Origin of the sequence: Streptomyces sp. NPDC058239 (genome assembly GCF_042882185.1) — a bacterium.
Lineage (GTDB): Bacteria > Actinomycetota > Actinomycetes > Streptomycetales > Streptomycetaceae > Streptomyces.
Window position 1 is genome coordinate 171,244 of the sequence record NZ_JBHVWS010000002.1, and the last position, 15,521, is coordinate 186,764.

General features: G+C 70.6%; 19 protein-coding genes. 10 read left to right on the top strand and 9 right to left on the bottom strand.

Annotated features, from left to right (window positions below):
• Window positions 1-39: 39 nt before the first annotated feature.
• Both ACFVYE_RS03310 and ACFVYE_RS03315 read right to left on the bottom strand, forming a co-directional pair.
• Window positions 40-777, bottom strand: a complete 738-nt coding sequence (locus tag ACFVYE_RS03310; RefSeq protein ID WP_383960852.1) for a DUF4142 domain-containing protein — start codon at window positions 775-777, stop codon at window positions 40-42.
• Window positions 778-908: 131 nt separating this feature from the next.
• Entirely contained in the window at window positions 909-1,667 is a 759-nt protein-coding gene (locus tag ACFVYE_RS03315; RefSeq protein WP_383960776.1) for a peptidyl-tRNA hydrolase, read from the bottom strand.
• 72 nt (window positions 1,668-1,739) lie between these two features.
• Here ACFVYE_RS03315 and ACFVYE_RS03320 point away from each other — a divergent pair, with 72 nt between their 5' ends.
• Genes ACFVYE_RS03320 through ACFVYE_RS03335 form a run of 4 tightly spaced genes read left to right on the top strand, consistent with a single transcriptional unit; the run spans window position 1,740 to window position 4,208 of the window.
• Window positions 1,740-2,417, top strand: a complete 678-nt coding sequence (locus tag ACFVYE_RS03320; protein WP_389603832.1) for an AIM24 family protein — start codon at window positions 1,740-1,742, stop codon at window positions 2,415-2,417.
• Window positions 2,418-2,461: 44 nt separating this feature from the next.
• Window positions 2,462-3,328, top strand: coding sequence for an ATP-binding cassette domain-containing protein (locus ACFVYE_RS03325; RefSeq protein WP_383960850.1), 867 nt, complete (start codon window positions 2,462-2,464; stop codon window positions 3,326-3,328).
• Complete coding sequence (locus ACFVYE_RS03330) at window positions 3,325-3,993, top strand: ABC transporter (RefSeq protein WP_383960772.1); 669 nt, start codon at window positions 3,325-3,327, stop codon at window positions 3,991-3,993. Before ACFVYE_RS03325 ends, ACFVYE_RS03330 begins: the two co-directional genes overlap by 4 nt.
• 14 nt (window positions 3,994-4,007) lie before the next feature.
• Entirely contained in the window at window positions 4,008-4,208 is a 201-nt protein-coding gene (locus ACFVYE_RS03335) for a hypothetical protein (protein ID WP_383960858.1), read from the top strand.
• A 53-nt stretch (window positions 4,209-4,261) separates the two neighbouring features.
• On the opposite strand, the gene ACFVYE_RS03340 is transcribed toward ACFVYE_RS03335, so the two are convergent.
• The 6 genes from ACFVYE_RS03340 to zapE form a co-directional block, all read right to left on the bottom strand.
• A complete protein-coding gene (locus ACFVYE_RS03340; protein ID WP_383960770.1) occupies window positions 4,262-5,110 on the bottom strand; it encodes an NAD-dependent epimerase/dehydratase family protein in 849 nt (282 codons plus the stop codon).
• Entirely contained in the window at window positions 4,995-5,483 is a 489-nt protein-coding gene (locus ACFVYE_RS03345; protein ID WP_389603835.1) for a hypothetical protein, read from the bottom strand. The genes ACFVYE_RS03340 and ACFVYE_RS03345 overlap by 116 nt, the downstream gene beginning before the upstream one ends.
• A 26-nt stretch (window positions 5,484-5,509) precedes the next feature.
• A complete protein-coding gene (locus ACFVYE_RS03350; RefSeq protein ID WP_383960764.1) occupies window positions 5,510-6,493 on the bottom strand; it encodes a LacI family DNA-binding transcriptional regulator in 984 nt (327 codons plus the stop codon).
• Window positions 6,494-6,725: 232 nt separating this feature from the next.
• Window positions 6,726-8,105 (bottom strand): alkaline phosphatase PhoX, encoded by a 1,380-nt coding sequence (locus tag ACFVYE_RS03355; protein ID WP_383960761.1) that lies wholly within the window; start codon window positions 8,103-8,105, stop codon window positions 6,726-6,728.
• Window positions 8,106-8,230: 125 nt separating this feature from the next.
• On the bottom strand, window positions 8,231-8,656 hold the full coding sequence (locus ACFVYE_RS03360) for an OsmC family protein (protein WP_383960760.1): 426 nt from the start codon (window positions 8,654-8,656) through the stop codon (window positions 8,231-8,233).
• Window positions 8,657-8,738: 82 nt separating this feature from the next.
• Window positions 8,739-9,854 carry a cell division protein ZapE gene (zapE, locus tag ACFVYE_RS03365; protein ID WP_383960757.1) on the bottom strand — a complete coding sequence of 372 codons (1,116 nt, stop codon included), beginning with the start codon at window positions 9,852-9,854 and terminating at the stop codon, window positions 8,739-8,741.
• Window positions 9,855-9,891: 37 nt separating this feature from the next.
• Between zapE and ACFVYE_RS03370 the strand changes: the two genes are divergently transcribed.
• From ACFVYE_RS03370 to msrB, 4 genes are all read left to right on the top strand, one after another.
• Window positions 9,892-10,656, top strand: a complete 765-nt coding sequence (locus tag ACFVYE_RS03370) for a pyrimidine reductase family protein (protein ID WP_383960755.1) — start codon at window positions 9,892-9,894, stop codon at window positions 10,654-10,656.
• A 147-nt stretch (window positions 10,657-10,803) separates the two neighbouring features.
• On the top strand, window positions 10,804-11,256 hold the full coding sequence (locus ACFVYE_RS03375; protein WP_383960752.1) for an indole-3-glycerol phosphate synthase: 453 nt from the start codon (window positions 10,804-10,806) through the stop codon (window positions 11,254-11,256).
• A 41-nt stretch (window positions 11,257-11,297) separates the two neighbouring features.
• Entirely contained in the window at window positions 11,298-12,692 is a 1,395-nt protein-coding gene (murC, locus tag ACFVYE_RS03380; protein WP_389603839.1) for a UDP-N-acetylmuramate--L-alanine ligase, read from the top strand.
• Between the two features lie 9 nt (window positions 12,693-12,701).
• Entirely contained in the window at window positions 12,702-13,109 is a 408-nt protein-coding gene (gene msrB, locus ACFVYE_RS03385; RefSeq protein WP_114247299.1) for a peptide-methionine (R)-S-oxide reductase MsrB, read from the top strand.
• A gap of 34 nt (window positions 13,110-13,143) precedes the next feature.
• On the opposite strand, the gene ACFVYE_RS03390 is transcribed toward msrB, so the two are convergent.
• The gene (locus ACFVYE_RS03390; protein ID WP_389603842.1) at window positions 13,144-13,614 is read right to left on the bottom strand and encodes a hypothetical protein; all 471 of its coding nucleotides are present in this window, start codon (window positions 13,612-13,614) and stop codon (window positions 13,144-13,146) included.
• 308 nt (window positions 13,615-13,922) lie between these two features.
• On the opposite strand from ACFVYE_RS03390, the gene ACFVYE_RS03395 reads away from it, so the two are divergent.
• Together ACFVYE_RS03395 and ACFVYE_RS03400 are read left to right on the top strand one after the other, a co-directional pair.
• Window positions 13,923-15,002: a dihydrodipicolinate reductase gene (locus tag ACFVYE_RS03395; RefSeq protein WP_383960743.1), complete on the top strand. Its 1,080-nt coding sequence runs from the start codon at window positions 13,923-13,925 to the stop codon at window positions 15,000-15,002.
• On the top strand, window positions 14,999-15,478 hold the full coding sequence (locus ACFVYE_RS03400; RefSeq protein WP_383960741.1) for a carboxymuconolactone decarboxylase family protein: 480 nt from the start codon (window positions 14,999-15,001) through the stop codon (window positions 15,476-15,478). Before ACFVYE_RS03395 ends, ACFVYE_RS03400 begins: the two co-directional genes overlap by 4 nt.
• Window positions 15,479-15,521: the final 43 nt, after the last annotated feature.

Genomic DNA, 15,521 nt, shown 5'->3' on the forward strand with positions numbered 1-15,521 from the left:
ACGTTCAGAGGTTGATTTGAGGTTCCCGGTCCGGGGCGGTCAGGGCATCGGCATCGTGGAGGGCCGCGAGGTGAACGACATGTCCCCGGTCGGCTCCGCCGGCACCGGCACCGCCGGAACGACCGTGCCGGCCGGAGCGGGCGGCCCTGTCGGGCTGGCCGTCGCCGCGCCCGCCGCCTCGCGCGCGATCGCGTCGAAGTCCACGAAGCCGGTGCCCTCCAGCATGGTGATGTGATCGAGCACCGTCTGGTTGGCGTCGGTCGCCAGCTGCCGGATCAGCGAATTGCGGGTGGTGTGCCGGACCTGGGCGATCAGAGCGAAGACCTTGCCGTGCGCGTCCCTCAGCAGATTGGCGAACTTGCGCTCGTACTCCTGGCCGCGCGCCGCCGTCAGCTCGCGCAGCCAGCCCTGCTGCTGCTCCGTCGGCTGGTTCGGCAGCTCCACACCGAGCCTGGCCGCCACGTCCCGGGCCCGGCGGTCCAGATCCGTGTGCCCGACCACCAGATGGTCCCCGGCCGCACTGATCGCCCGGGTCGGCGCGCGCTCGATGGCCTGCTGCCCGGCGGGCAACTCCCAGAGTCCGGCGAGACGCACCTTCACCAGGAGGTCCCGGTCGGTCGCGGAGAGCGGACCCCACTGGGTGGCGACGGTCGAGGCGTCCAGATTGGCCTGGCCGGTGCCCGAGCGGTCGGCATAGGACCAGACGGGATAGGCGAGCGCGCCGAGCGTGGCGACGAGCGCCGCGATGATGAGGGCCGTTCCGTTGATGCGTCGCAACAAGGTCTCTCCCGGGCCGAGGCGTGACGGCGTCGAACTACTGCCGGTACGGCAGTACCGGGAGGTACGTATCACCACACCGGGATGTTCAACGGGCCCGGCGGACAAGGGGGAACGGCCCCCGCCCCCGCTCAGCCCCGCAGCGCGGGATGGTCGGCGACCACGGTGCACGACCCCGGAGCGATCTCGGTGAACCCGGCGTCACGCACCACCGGAAGCCCGCTCACCGTGAGTTCCTGCCAGCGGCCCGCCTCCGAAGTGGCGACCGACAGCGGGAAGCCCGCCTCGCGCCACGCCTTGCGCTCCGTCTCCGACAGCTCCCACCAGGCGAGCTGCGCACCGTGCCCGGCCTGCGCCATGGCCTTGCCCGCCGACATGTCCAGCTCCGGGTTCAGCCACAGCACCGGGGCCGCGGTATCGGGCGCGGCCGGCGGCTCGGGGTCGTCCAGATCCGTCCCCGAGACCTGGAGCTTCGCCAGCTCCTTCGGCCAGCCGTCCAGCGGAACGGGCGGGAAGACCCGTACCTCGGCGCTCTCGCCGGTGACCGTGATGCCGGGCAGCACGGACGCCTTGCGCCACTCCGCACCGCGCGCCCGTCGCACCACCTTGCGGATCCGGGCGTCCTGCCAGTCCCGCATCGCCTGCGCCCACTCGCCCTCGCCGGCCGACCGCTCGTCGGAGAGCATCACGAGCACCGCGCGGGCGGCGGTCCGCAGCGCGTCGGTACGGGCCGGGGGAGCCGTCTTCTCGATGTGCACGACCAGCGGCAGCACGTATTGCGGGGCCTCGTCCCGGCGCGTCCGCTCGGACCTGAACGGGCTGTCCGCCGCGGGGGAGCAGGACGTGGCCGGGGATTCGGCCGGGGATACGGGGGTGTCGTTGTAGCTCACTCGTCCCAGTCTGCCAGCCGCCCGAGAATCCCTTCTTGGCGGAATGAATCGCTCCGGGTGAGGATGCACCGCATGAAGAGCGATCTCTTTTCCAGCGAGAACATGGCGCAGCAGGCAACCGCCCCCGGGATGACCCTGCAGAACGCCAAATCCATCAAGTACGCCGTCAACGGCGAGATGCACGCCCGCCAGGGGTCGATGATCGCCTTCCGCGGTGATCTGCAGTTCGAGCGCAAGGGCCAGGGCCTCGGCGGCATGCTCAAGCGCGCCGTCACCGGTGAAGGGCTGCCGCTGATGGCGGTCCGCGGCCAGGGCGAGGCCTGGTTCGCGCACGAGGCGGCCAACTGCTTCATCGTGGACATGGAGCAGGGCGACGTCCTGACCATCAACGGCCGCAACGTGCTCTGTTTCGACGCCACGCTCGCCTACGAGATCAAGACCGTGAAGGGCGCCGGGATGACCGGCGGCGGCCTCTTCAACAGCGTCTTCACCGGATACGGCAAGCTCGGCCTGATGTGTGAGGGCCACCCCATCGTGATACCCGTCACGCCCCAGCAGCCGGTGTGCGTCGACACGGACGCGGTGGTCGGCTGGAGCGCCAACCTGACCACGTCGCTGCACCGTTCGCAGAGCTTCGGCTCGATGATGCGCGGCGGGTCCGGAGAGGCCGTCCAACTGCGGCTGGACGGCGAGGGATTCGTGATCGTGCGGCCCAGCGAGCTCAAGCCCGAGAAGGCGTCGGCCAACTGAACCTGAGCGGGGTGGGCCGCCGGTACGGCCTCGGCGGGCCATGGGTGCTGCGCGGGGTCGACCTCGACCTGCCCTCGCACACCCTGATCCGCATCGAGGGCGCCAACGGCACCGGCAAGTCGACGCTGCTGAGGCTGCTCGCCGGGATCGACGCCCCGACAGAGGGCCGGATCACCGGCCGCAGGCCCCGTACGGCATACGTCCCCGAGCGCTTCCCGGCCGCGCTGCCGTTCACCGCGGCCGGGTACCTGGTCCACCTCGGCCGGGTCCACGGCCTGCGGACCTCCGAGGCGGCGGACCGGGCGCAGTCGTGGCTCGCCCGTTTCGGGGCCGCCGGCCATGCCCGTACACCTCTTCCGGAACTCTCCAAAGGGACCAGCCAGAAGGTCGCCGTCGCCCAGGCGCTCCTCGCCGAACCGGAGCTGCTGGTCCTGGACGAGGCATGGACCGGCCTGGACGCCGCGGCCCGCGACGAGCTGGACCGGGCCGTGGCCGAGCGGGTCGCGGCGGGCGCCACCGTCGTCTTCGTCGACCACGACCCACGCCGGCTCGCCGGAGCGGTCGACGCCGCGTTCCGGGTCGAGGGGCACGGGCTCGCCGCCGTACCCGTGGCGCGAGCCGCGGGGACCGGGCCGCAGGTACGCATCGAGGCGGCAGGCCCACCGGGCGCCGCACTTCCCACCGGGCTGCCGGGTACGCCCGAGCGCACGCCCGCGGCAGACGGGGCCGTACGGCTCACCGTCGCGGCCACGCACTCCGACGCGCTGCTGCGCGCCCTGCTCGCCGCGCGCCCGCCCTGGCACATCCGACACCTGACGACCGCCCCCGGCGGCCTCCCGAAGCCGGAGGCCGCTCCGCATACGAAGGCTGCCCCGCCCCCCGGGGCCCGCTCGACCCCCGAGGCACCATGACCGCCCTCCTCCGCTACCAGACCGCCCTGCTGATCCGCTCCCAGCGCTGGCTCGCCCCCGTGCTGCTGTACGCGGCCTTCCTCGGCATCGGCGTGCAGTCGGGGCAGCCCGTCCTCGACTCGCTCGGATACGCCGCCGCCGGGCTCCTGCCCGTCACCGCCTGGCTCGTACAGCTCTGTGCCAATCAGGAGCCGCCCGCCGCCCGGACCGTAACCGCCGCGGTGGCGGGATCGCCGCGGGCCCATCTGGCGTCGCTGCTCGCCGCGCTCGGGTGCGCCGGGCTGCTGGGCACGGCCGCCACCCTGATCGTGCTGCTGATCAGCAAGCCTGCAAGCGCCGACAACGCCGTCCGGGTGCCACTGCTGCCCGCCGGGCTCGCCGGCCTGCTCGCCGCCGTCTGCTGCGTGCTGCTGGGGGCGGCTGTCGGTGCGCTGTGCACAAGGCCGCTGCTGCACCGGCGCGGCTGGTCCGTCGCCACCACCGTGCTCGCCGCACTGCTGGCCCTGGTGACCAGTGGCTCGCCCGCGAACCACGCCGTGACGGGCCTGGTCACCGGCTCGCAGACCGGCACGGTGCATGTGCCGCTCCTGCCGCTCGTCGCAGCCGCCGCTCTCGCAGCGGCGGCGGCCGCGCTCGCCTGCAGGCTCACTTCGCTGCGCGGCTGAGTAGGCTCCTGCGCATGGATGAGCGCATCGACGTACGCATGGACGAGTCGTACTGCGGAACGCCTGCCGTGGCCCCCGCACCCGCCGCGGGACCTCCGTACGCCGAGTGCGTGCTGTGCCGGAAGCCGACGGAGTACCCGGAGTCGGTCAGGGGCGTCACGCTCTGCCCGGTCTGCGAATGGCAGGAGGCCCAGCGCACGGCGTGCTCCGGCTAGGTCCGGCTCCGGGGCCGTCCGACGCACCGCCTCGTCCGTGACCGGCGCCGCGCTCAGTGGTCGAGCAGGTGTTCCGCGGTGAAGCCGAAGAGCCGCCGCGCGGCCGTGGTGTCCACCGGCGCGGTGCGCCCGGGCAATGGACGCAGGAGCCGGGCGGTGGGGTGATAGCGGCGCAGGAGCTCTTCCGTCGGGAACGGCACGAGGGTCTCGGGTGCGCACAGATACACGGCGTGCGCACCCGGCCCGGGTACATGGAGGGCGAGCAGGGCGGCCCGTGCGGCGTCCCGGACCTCCAGGTACGTCCACAGATCCCGGGCACCGTCAGCCGGTTGGGCGGTGAGCCGCGCCGCATGCGCACGAAGCCGCTCGTCGAAGCCGCCGACGAAGGGGTAGCGCAGGCAGATCACACTCATCGAGTGCCGCCGTGCCATCATCGCGGCAGTCGCCTCGTCGACCTGCTTGGACAGTCCGTACGCGTCCTCCACCTGGTGCGCCATGGCCTCGTCGACCGGGACGTACGCGGGGTGCGGCGCCGGATCGGTCGACCAGGGGAGGCCGGTGACCCCCCAGGAACTGGCGACCGCGGCGTGCCGCACGCCGGCCCGTCCCGCCTCCTCCAGGACCGCGAACGTGGTGAGGGTGTTGGTGGCGAAGACCTCACGAGCGGTGTTGCGCTGCGGCGTGGGGATGGCGGCCAGATGAATCACGGCATCGGCGCCGTCCAGCGCCGCCCGCACGGTGTTCTCGTCGGCGGCATCCCCCGTCACGACCAGGCGCGCGGGCAGGTCACCGGGGTCGTCCAGGACGAGGGCGTTCGCCTCGATGTCGCGCTCGGCGAGCAGGGCCAGCACTGCCCGGCCGATGCGCCCGGCCGCCCCCGTGACCAGGACTCTGGTGACCACGCTCATGCTCCTCTGCGTATGCGCGAGCGGCGACGATGTGCGCCGGCGCGGCTCCGTTGGTTGCCTCTACGACGATCCTCACCGCTGCCGCGGTCACCGGCTCGTCCAGGGTGTGCACCTGGCGGCGGCGCCGGTTGTCCGTCGCGCGGGAGACGGTCCGCCAGGTGCCGTCCGGGCCGCGCGCCTCGATGCGGTAGTCCCGCAGCAGGGTGGGCAGCGTGTCGAACGGGGTCCTGTGGTGGTGCGGGTCGATCAGGTCCTTGTCCACGTCGTCATCGGCGAGAATGTCGATCCGGCGGAACGTGACGGGCTGTGGCCAGGCCGGCTCCAGCCAGGCTCCGGCGTCCTCCTGGAGGGGCTCGGAGACCCGCATGTGCGGGCCGTCGGTGAGGTGGTCGCTCAGTTGGCGGGGGCGGGTCCCGTGGAGGCGCGCGGGATCAGGCGGGAGCCGATTTCCACGCACGGGGTCTTCTCGCCACCTGTCCGGCCGTTGACCGTTTCGATGAGCAGATCGCTGGCCCGGGTGGCGATCTCCTCGGGGTCGATCCTGATGGTGGTGAGGCTGGGGGTGGAGACGGAGGCCAGCAGCGTGTCGTCGATGCCGATGACGCTGATGTCCTCCGGGACGCTGACGCCGAGTCCCGCCATCTGGTGCAGCACACCGAGGGCGACCAGGTCGTTGTGGGCGATGACCGCCGTGGCCCCGTGTGCGGCGACGAGCGTCGCCGCGTGCACACCGGTCTCGAACCGCGGTTCGTACGGGCCGAGTTCGACGAGCGAGAGATCCAGTGCCTCGAAGGACTCCTGAATGGACTTGCCGCGGCTGAGCTCGGCCCGTGAGGCATTGATGAACACACAGCGCCGGTGGCCGTAGGCACGCAGATGCTCGACGGCCTGGGCGATGCCGGCCGACAGCGAGATCCGTACCTCGGGAATGCCCGGCACATGGCGGTTCACGACCACCACCGGCATCTGGGCGGCGAGTTCGCGCAGCCGGTCCTCGGCGAGTGTGGAGGCCCACAGGACCAGGCCGTCGACCCGCTTGGAGAATGCCGCGATCGTCTCCAGCTCGTCGGCTTCGCGCTCGTCGCTGTCGGCGACCAGGACCGTGTAGCCCAGACGCCGGGCACGGGCCTGCATCGCCTTGACGATCGGCGGGAAGAACGGGTTGGCGATGTCCGGGATGATCAGCCCGAGAGTTCCGGTGCCGCCGCCTCGCAGGCTGCGTGCCGCCGGGTTGGGGGAGTAGCCGAGCTCGGTCGCGGCGTCGAGGATGCGCTGCCGGGTCTTCGGCCGGACCTGATCGGGTGCGGTGAACGCACGGGACACCGTCGACACCGAGACGCCCGCGGCGCTCGCCACCTCCCGGATTGTGACTGCCACGACCGGCCTCCTCGCCTGACCCCTGCTGGTTGCGGTGGATCCTTACGAACGTTCCCGGACGTGTCAAGAGCGTTTTCACGAGGAAAATCCGCTGTGCGCAAGAGGATTGTGCTGTGCTCCACTCATTGCCGATGATGCGTTCTCGATAACTGCCCTGCAATTGTAGGAACGTTTTCATGGAGGAGCGTGCAGGGAGCGGGCAACAGCTGCCCGCCCCCTGCACGTCAACGCATCAGCGCCACGGCCCCGTCACCGCGAACGTCGTCCCCGGCGTATAGCAGTTGACGAACATCGTCCCGCCGTCCGGAGCGAACGTGACCCCGGCGAACTCGCCCCACGCGGGCTCCTCGGACGTCCCGATGTTCTGCCGGCCCCGCGCCATCGCGTACACCTCGCCGCCCCGCGTCAGGCCGAACACATGCTGCGCGCCGTCGCCGTCCTCGCACACCATCAGTCCGCCGTCGGACGCCAGGCAGATGTTGTCGGGGGACTCACCGGGCAGTTGCACGTCCGTACCGGGACCGAAGACGATCACCAGCGTGAGACGGCGCCGCTTCGGCTCGTACCGCCACACCTGGCCGTAGTGGTCGGCCGCCGAACCCTGCGAGCGGTGCGCGAAACTGGAGACGAAGTAGACCGAGGACCCGCCCCAGTAGCAGCCCTCCAGCTTCTGCGCGTGCGTGATGCCCTTCGGGCCGAAGTCCTGGAACCGGATCGGAGTCCCGGCCGCCTGCGGATCCGGCACGGGAACCCACTCCACGCCCTCGAAGCTCGCACCGGTCTCCTGGATCACGGAGAGGTCGGGGACGCCGGGCACCCGCATGGCCTCCAGATGGCCGCCGGCCCGCAGCGAGCCCGTCCCGCCGAGCGGTTTGTTCGGCAGGAAGCGGTAGAAGAGCCCGAACGGCTTGTCGAACGCGTCCTCCGTCTCGTACACGATCCCGCTCTTCGGGTCGATCGCGATCGCCTCGTGCTGGAAGCGGCCCATCGCGGTGAGCGGCACGGCCCCGGTGCGGTACGGATCGGCGCCGTCCACTTCGAAGATGAAGCCGTGGTCCTTGGTGTAGCCGTTGGTGCCGGCCTTGTCCTCGGTCTCCTCGCAGGTCAGCCAGGTGTTCCAGGGGGTGCGGCCGCCCGCGCAGTTCACCGCCGTACCGGCGATGGCGACGCGTTCGCCGAGGACGTTGTTGCGGCCGTCCAGCTCCAGGGCCGTACAGCCGCCCTTGCCCATCGGGTCGTAGGTGAGGCCCTCGACGGTCGGGACCGGGATTCTTCCGGTGGCGCGGTTCTCGTGGTTGCGTACGAGGCGGACGTGTCCGTGCCGGCCGGCGAAGGCGGCCATGCCGTCGTGGTTGCTGGGGACCTGGCCCTCGCCGGAGCGGAGCGGGTCGCCCTCCCGGGACAGGACCCGGTAGCGGAAGCCCTTCGGGAGGTCGAGCAGACCGTCCGGGTCGGGCACGAGCGGGCCGTAGCCGCTGTGTCCACGGGCGGCGGCGGTACCCGCGAAGAGTTCGCAGAACGCCCCGGCGAAGGCGATCGAGGCAACGGCCGCGCCGCTGCCGGCCAGGACCTGTCGTCGTGTTGCGAGTTGTCGTGCTGCTGCTGATGACATGAGGCAACTCCCTGCTGGCGGACAGGAGAAGTGACCCGCATGTGTGTACCACGCGTATTGCCGCGCGGGAACCACGCGGGTCACTGAGCCTCGTGCGTGTCACGGGCCCACAGGGGCCCGTGGGGTCAGGCCAGGGACGCGGTGAGCGTGATCGTCGTGCCTGTGAGCGCCTGGCTGACCGGGCAGTTCGCCTTGGCGTCCTCGGCGGCCTTGACGAAGCCCGCCTCGTCGAGACCCGGCACCTCGCCCTGGACGGTGAGGTGAATACCGGTGATGCCGGTACCGGGCTGGAAGGTGACCTCGGCCTGGGTGTTCAGCCGGGTCGGCGGGGTGCCGGCGGTGGTCAGGCCGTTGGACAGCGCCATCGAGAAGCAGCTGGAGTGTGCCGCCGCGATGAGCTCCTCGGGACTGGTCTTTCCGTTCGCCTTCTCCGCGCGGGACGGCCAGGAGACCTCGTAGTCGCCGATGCCGGAGGAGTCGAAGGTGACGACTCCCTTGCCCTCGATCAGGTTGCCTTCCCAGACCGTGTGCGCCTGACGCGTGGTAGCCATGCTGGATCCCTTCAAAACGGTGTGCGCGGTGATACGGGAGATACGAGGCGCGCCGGGGCACCTCGGGTGCTACGCCCCGAACCTACTGCGCCACCAGCCCCTTTGCGTCGCGCGCCAGCGCCGTCAGCCGGGAGATCGCCCGGAAGTACTTCTTCCGGTACCCGCCGTTCAGCATCTCCTCGCTGAACAGCTTGTCGAACGGGACCCCGGAGGCGAGCACCGGAACCTCCCGGTCGTACAGCCGGTCGGCGAGGACGACGAGCCGCAGCGCGGTCGACTGGTCCGGCACCGGCTGGACCTCGGTGAGGCAGACCGCCCGCAGTCCGTCCGTCAGTGCGCCGTAGCGGCTCGGATGGACCCGTGCGAGATGGTCCAGGAGCGAGGGGAAGTCGTCCAGGCTGGCGCCCTCGGTGGCGTAGGCGGCCCTGGTGACCTGCTCGTCGGAGTACGGCGCGGGGGCCTCGGGCAGCCCGCGGTGGCGGTAGTCCTCGCCATCGATCCGCAGCGGGCGGAAGTGCGCGGACAGTCCCTGGATCTCCCGCAGGAAGTCGGCGGCGGCGAACCGGCCCTCGCCGAGCTTGCCGGGCAGCGTATTGGAGGTGGCGGCGAGCGCGACCCCCGCCTCGACCAGCCTGCTGAGCAGCGACGACACCAGCACCGTATCGCCCGGGTCGTCCAGCTCGAACTCATCGATGCACAGGAGCCGGTGCCCGCTCAGCGTCTGCACGGTCTTCTGGAAGCCCAGCGCACCCACAAGGTTTGTCAGCTCGACGAAGGTGCCGAACGCCTTCAGTGACGGCGCGGCGGGTGTGGCGTGCCAGAGGGAGGCCAGCAGATGCGTCTTGCCGACGCCGTAGCCGCCGTCGAGATAGACCCCGAGGGGTGCCGAGGGCGCCGCGGCCTTCTTGCCGAACCGTCCACCCGTCGCCCGCCACCACCCCTTGTTCTTGCCGGAGCCGGTGGCATGCGCCCCGCCCAGCCCGTCCGCGAAGCCGCTCAGGACATTGACCGCCTCGACCTGGCTCGGCTGGTTGGGGTCCGGGACATACGTACCGAAGCGCACGGAGTCGAAGCGCGGCGGCGGCACCATCTCGGCGACCAGGCGGTCGGCGGGGACGTGCGGCTCGAGGGCACACAGGGACAGCGGGGCCGTTTCGGCTATGGGGCTCTGCCCCGGCACGGCGGTGGAGGACGACACAACTCTCAACCTTAAGGGCCGTGCCAGACTGCAGAACATGCGACGCCTCTTCCCTGTGACCGACCTGACACCGGCTGACGACGAGGGGGAGTGGAGTCTGGACCATCTGGCCGATGCCTACGCGTACCCCGAGCAGGACGGCCCCTGGCTGCGCGCCAACATGGTTTCGACGCTCGACGGCGCCGCTCAGCACGACGGGCGCTCGCAGCCGATCTCCTGCGAGAGCGACATGCGGATCTTCGGCACCCTGCGCGGTCTGGCCGATGTGGTCGTGGCGGGGGCGGAGACCGTACGGCTGGAGGGCTACCGGCCCGCCAGGGCCCGCGAGGCCTTCGCCGCCCGCCGGGCAGCGGCCGGGCAGGGGCCCGCACCGGCGATCGCCGTGGTGAGCGGCAGCCTGGACCTGGACTTCTCGTTGCCGCTCTTCGTCTCGCCGCTCGTCCCGACTCTCGTGCTGACCGGCAACGGAGCCCCTGCGGACCGGATCGAAGCGGCGCGGAAGGCGGGCGCCGAGGTGGTGATCGCGGGGGAGGGCTCCCGGGTGGACCCCGCCAGGGCCGTGCGCGAGCTGGCGGACCGCGGACTCAAGCGGCTGCTGACCGAGGGCGGACCCAGGATGCTGGGCCAGTTCGTGGCCGCCGGGGTGCTGGACGAGCTCTGTCTGACCCTCTCGCCGATGCTGACCGCCGGAGACGCGCAGCGGATCGCCGGTGGCCCCTCGGTGGCCGTGCCGGAACGATTCGCCCTGACATCGATGCTGGAAGAGGCCGGGTTCCTCTTCACCCGATACCGTCGGATCTGACAATCGGCGGAATTTACCGTTCCGGTTAGCTTCCGGTGGGCACAATTACTCGCAGACCCCGTGCGAGCACGGGGAAGGATGGTTTCAGCAGAGACCGGCGACGGTTACTGAAGCAGAAGGGCGCCCGTGGTGTTCACCAGCGTTTTGATGATCGAGAAGCCCCTCACTTCCGAGGACGTCGAGTTCGTCACCACCCTGCACGGGGAGGAGCAGACCTCCTTCGTCGTGCTCATGCAGCCGCGCGGTGACCAGGCCGATGTGCTGTTGCGAGCCATCGACGACCTGGCGATGGGCGAGCTCAAGGAAGCCGCCCGGGAGGGCGAGGAGCCGGAGGGCAAGAATGCCAGGCAGTCCGCCGAACTGGCGCTCGAAGTGTCGCTCGAGGCCCTGCGGCAGGCAGGCTCCGAAGCGGTCGGGCAGGTGGTCGAGGAGCACCCGCTGAACAAGCTGAAGTCCGTGGTCGACGACGCGGAGGCTGATGAAGTCATCGTGCTGACAGCGCCGCACTACGTGGAAGAGTTCTTCCACAGGGACTGGGCGTCCAGGGCCCGGCACAAGGTCGGCGTACCGGTGCTCAAGCTCTTCGCGCACAGCGAATAGGCTGGGCGGGTACTCGTTTCAACTTCTGGGGAGACACACGCATGGCACCCGGTATTCCTGCCGCCATGGAACGACCGCACTTCATCGGCATCGGCGGCGCCGGAATGTCGGGCATCGCGAAGATCCTCACCCAGCGCGGTGCGAAGGTCGCGGGCAGTGACGCCAAGGAGTCGGGAACGGCCGAGGCGCTGCGGGCGCTGGGGGCGACCGTCCACATCGGGCACGCCGCCGGACATCTGGCGGACGACGCCTCGTGCGTGGTCGTCTCCAGCGCCATCCGCGCCGACAACCCGGAACTGGTGCGCGCCGCCGAGCTGTCGATCCCCGTCGTGCACCGCTCCGACGCGCTGGCCTCCCTGATGGCGGGCCTGCGCGCGATCGCGGTGGCCGGTACGCACGGCAAGACGACCACCACATCGATGCTGGCCGTCGCCCTGACCGAGCTGAACCTCGACCCCTCGTACGCCATCGGCGGCGACCTCGCCGGCCCCGGCACCAACGCCGCGCACGGCGAGGGCCGGATCTTCGTCGCCGAGGCGGACGAGAGCGACCGCAGCTTCCAGAAGTACGACCCCGAGGTCGCGATCGTCCTCAACGTCGAGCTGGACCACCACGCGAACTACGCCTCGATGGACGAGATCTACGAATCCTTCGAGACGTTCACCGGCAAGATCGTCCCCGACGGCACCCTGGTGATCGCCGCCGACCAGCCCGGCGCCGTCGAGCTGACCAAGCGGGTGCGCGCCCTGTCCTCGGTGAAGGTCGTCACCTACGGCGAGTCCGAGACCGCCGACGTACGCGTCCACAAGGTCACCCCGCGCGGTCTGACCAGCGAGGTCACGGTCATCCTGAACGGGAAGTACCTCACGTTCACGGTCTCCGTGCCCGGCCGCCACTACGCCCACAACGCGGTCGCGGCCCTCGCCGCCGGTGTCGCACTCGGCATCCCGGCCCACAACCTCGCCTCGGCCCTCGGCAAGTACACCGGGGTCAAGCGCCGCCTCCAGCTCAAGGGCGAGGCCGCGGGCGTTCAGGTCATCGACTCGTACGCACACCATCCCACCGAGATGACCGCGGACCTCGAAGCGATGCGCGGCGCCGCATCCGACGCCCGCCTCCTGGTCGTCTTCCAGCCCCACCTCTTCTCCCGCACCCAGGAGCTCGGCGCCGAGATGGGCCAGGCCCTCGCACTGGCCGACGCCTCCGTGGTCCTGGACATCTATCCGGCCCGCGAGGACCCGATCCCCGGCATCACCAGCGACCTGATCATCGACGCCGCGAAGTCCGCGGGCGCCGATGTCACCGCCGTCCACGACAAGGCGGCGGTCCCCGAGGCCATCGCGGGAATGGCGAAGCCCGGCGACCTCGTTCTCACCATGGGGGCGGGCGACGTCACGGACCTCGGCCCGCAGATCCTGGACCACCTGTCGAGCTGAGGGAGCGACGTGTCGTACGACATCGAGAAGCCGGACGAGCAGTGGCGGGCGGAGCTGACGCCCGCCGAGTACGCGGTCCTGCGCCAGGCCGGCACCGAACCCGCCTTCGTCGGCGAGTACACCGACACCAAGACCACGGGCGTCTACTCCTGCCGCGCCTGTGACGCGGAACTGTTCCGCTCCGACACCAAATTCGAGTCGCACTGCGGCTGGCCGTCCTTCTACGACCCGAAGGACACGGACGCGGTCGAACTGATCCAGGACCGCAGCCACGGCATGGTCCGCACCGAGGTCCGCTGCGCCCGCTGCGGATCGCACCTCGGCCATGTCTTCGAGGGCGAGGGCTACCCGACCCCGACGGACCAGCGGTACTGCATCAACTCGATCTCACTGCGCCTGACGCCCGACGAGGGCTGACGGCCACGACCTGAGCGAGGGCTGACGCCGGGCGTCAGCCCTCTTCCTCGCCCTCGGGGTTCTCCGGCCGCAGCAGCGGGTGGGCGACCCCAGGGAAGACCCTGGCCCGCACGACCGGCTCCGCGGCCCCGCCCTGGACGACCGTCTCGGCGACACCCCACGGCCGGCCGGGCAGCACGACCGTCAGGATGTACGAGGACGCGCAGCCCGTGCAGTCGTAACGGTCCGCCCAGGTCTCCACGTCCGTGACACTGCCGGGGTAGCGCGCCACATGCCGGTGCAGCGCGTGGCAGCGCTCGCACCGCTCGCCGGGCTCGCACGTACCACCGCAGGGGCACGGAACGTCGAGCGATTCGGCGGGACGCCAGCGCTGGGTGAGGACGGCCTCACGCGTGGCGCCCATGTCCTTCATCGCCTTCAGATTGCGGGCGGCGACGTTGTACGACTCGCCGGTCGCGGCCATCCGGTCCCGGATGACGTCCTTGCGTCCGCGGTTCGTCGTCATGGCTTCCTCATCTGTTCCTCTGGCGGTTCACGCAGCCCGTCAGGAGGCCCACGAGATTGTTCGTTCTACGGTACCGGTCGCTCGGAGGAAGCCGTGACGTATGTCCGGCCGGGTCCGGAAGCTCAGGACGGGGCGCAACCTCACCGCCACCCTTCAGTGCGCCTGGGTGTGCCTCAGCTCGTGCTGGAATTGCTGGAACGGCACGCTGTCCGGGAAAGCCCACTCATCGCCCTGCTACGCACGAGCGATGGGAATTCTTTCCGGTCACGCCACTATGAACTGATGCGCCCTCTCGCTACCCTCCGCGCATGATTTCCACGGTTGTCTGGGGTACTGGCAACGTCGGCCGCGCGGCGATCCGTGCCGTCGATGCCCACCCGGCGCTGACGCTCACTGCCGTGCTCGTCCACAACCCCGACAAGGTCGGCCGCGACGCGGGCGACCTCGGAGGGCTCGACCGCGGTCTGGGGGTTGCCGCGACCGACGACATCGACAGTGTGCTGGCCTCCGGTCCCCGGGCGGTGGTGTACGCGGCGTCCGGCGACATCCGCCCCGACGAGGCGCTCACCGACATCATCAGGGCCATCCGGGGCGGAGCCGTAGTCGTCACCCCTGCGCTGTACGCGCTCTACGACCAGCTGGGCGCCCCGCCGGAGTTGCGGGATCCGGTGCTGGCCGCCATCGCCGAGGGCGGCGGCTCGCTGTTCGTCTCCGGTGTCGACCCCGGCTGGGGCAACGACGTGCTGCCGCTGCTGATCAGCGGACTCGGCACCACCGTGGACGTGATCCGCTGTCAGGAGATCTTCGACTACTCCACCTACGACCAGGAGGACTCGGTCCGGTACTTGGTCGGCATGGGACAGCCGATGGACTATGAGCCGCTGATGCTCGCGCCGACGGTCCCCACGATGGTCTGGGGCGGCCAAGTGCGGCTGATGGCCAGGGCCCTCGGTGTCGAACTCGACGACATCCGCGAGACGTTGGACCGGCGCCCTCTTGAGACCATGGTGAGTACCAGGACGATGGGCGAGTTCGAGGCGGGCACCCAGGGCGCTGTCCGGTTCGAGGTGCAGGGCATCGTCGAGGGCGAACCCCGCATCATCATCGAGCACATCACGCGCATCCATCCGTCTTGCGCACCGGACTGGCCGACGCCGCCCGACGGCGACGGCGCACATCGGGTGGTCATCGAGGGCCGCCCGCGCATCGAGGTCACGGTCGAGGCCACCGACGAGGGCGAGAACCGGTCCGCGGGCGGGAACGCCACCGCGGTCGGCAGGCTCGTGAGCGCCATCGACTGGCTTGTGGGCGCGGAACCCGGACTTTACGACGCGCTCGACGTCCCACTGCGCCCCGCGGTCGGCAGGCTCGGAAGGAGACAACGATGAACATCGATATCCCCGAAGGCAAGGATGCGATCGAGTACGTGTGGGGGGAGATGATCCCCGGGATCGGGACCGCCGCCGCGAATTTCTCGATGTCGGTGTATGCCCACACGACCCTCGGACTACGCGAGTTCGAGGCCGCGCGGTTGCGGATCGCACAGATCAACGGGTGCGTCTTCTGCCTTGATTGGCGGACCGAACGGGACGGAGCGAAGGTCGAGGAGGAGTTCGCCGACGCGGTGGCCCAGTGGCGCACCACTGACGCCTTCGACGACCGGACCCGGTTGGCCGCCGAGTACGCCGAGCGGTACGCCCTGGACCACCACGGCCTCGATGACGAGTTCTGGACTCGGATGACCGCGCACTACAGCCAGCCCGAGATCGTGGAGCTGAGCATGAGCATCGGCTCGTGGCTGGCGTTCGGCCGGCTCAACCATGTGCTGGGCCTCGACACCGTGTGCGCGCTGCCCGGGCGCTGAAGTGGTCCGGGGCCGCTCGGTGAGCCCGCCCGGCCCCGGGCTT

What these genes read in the sequence shown, in the direction of transcription:
- ACFVYE_RS03320 (WP_389603832.1), top strand. Translation starts at nt 1,740, where the DNA reads ATGAAGAGCGATCTCTTTTCCAGCGAGAACATGGCGCAGCAGGCAACC.
- ACFVYE_RS03330 (WP_383960772.1), top strand. Translation starts at nt 3,325, where the DNA reads ATGACCGCCCTCCTCCGCTACCAGACCGCCCTGCTGATCCGCTCCCAG.
- ACFVYE_RS03335 (WP_383960858.1), top strand. Translation starts at nt 4,008, where the DNA reads ATGGATGAGCGCATCGACGTACGCATGGACGAGTCGTACTGCGGAACG.
- ACFVYE_RS03345 (WP_389603835.1), bottom strand. Translation starts at nt 5,483, where the DNA reads ATGCGGGTCTCCGAGCCCCTCCAGGAGGACGCCGGAGCCTGGCTGGAG.
- ACFVYE_RS03355 (WP_383960761.1), bottom strand. Translation starts at nt 8,105, where the DNA reads ATGTCATCAGCAGCAGCACGACAACTCGCAACACGACGACAGGTCCTG.
- ACFVYE_RS03360 (WP_383960760.1), bottom strand. Translation starts at nt 8,656, where the DNA reads ATGGCTACCACGCGTCAGGCGCACACGGTCTGGGAAGGCAACCTGATC.
- ACFVYE_RS03370 (WP_383960755.1), top strand. Translation starts at nt 9,892, where the DNA reads ATGCGACGCCTCTTCCCTGTGACCGACCTGACACCGGCTGACGACGAG.
- ACFVYE_RS03375 (WP_383960752.1), top strand. Translation starts at nt 10,804, where the DNA reads ATGATCGAGAAGCCCCTCACTTCCGAGGACGTCGAGTTCGTCACCACC.
- murC (WP_389603839.1), top strand. Translation starts at nt 11,298, where the DNA reads ATGGCACCCGGTATTCCTGCCGCCATGGAACGACCGCACTTCATCGGC.
- ACFVYE_RS03390 (WP_389603842.1), bottom strand. Translation starts at nt 13,614, where the DNA reads ATGACGACGAACCGCGGACGCAAGGACGTCATCCGGGACCGGATGGCC.
- ACFVYE_RS03395 (WP_383960743.1), top strand. Translation starts at nt 13,923, where the DNA reads ATGATTTCCACGGTTGTCTGGGGTACTGGCAACGTCGGCCGCGCGGCG.
- ACFVYE_RS03400 (WP_383960741.1), top strand. Translation starts at nt 14,999, where the DNA reads ATGAACATCGATATCCCCGAAGGCAAGGATGCGATCGAGTACGTGTGG.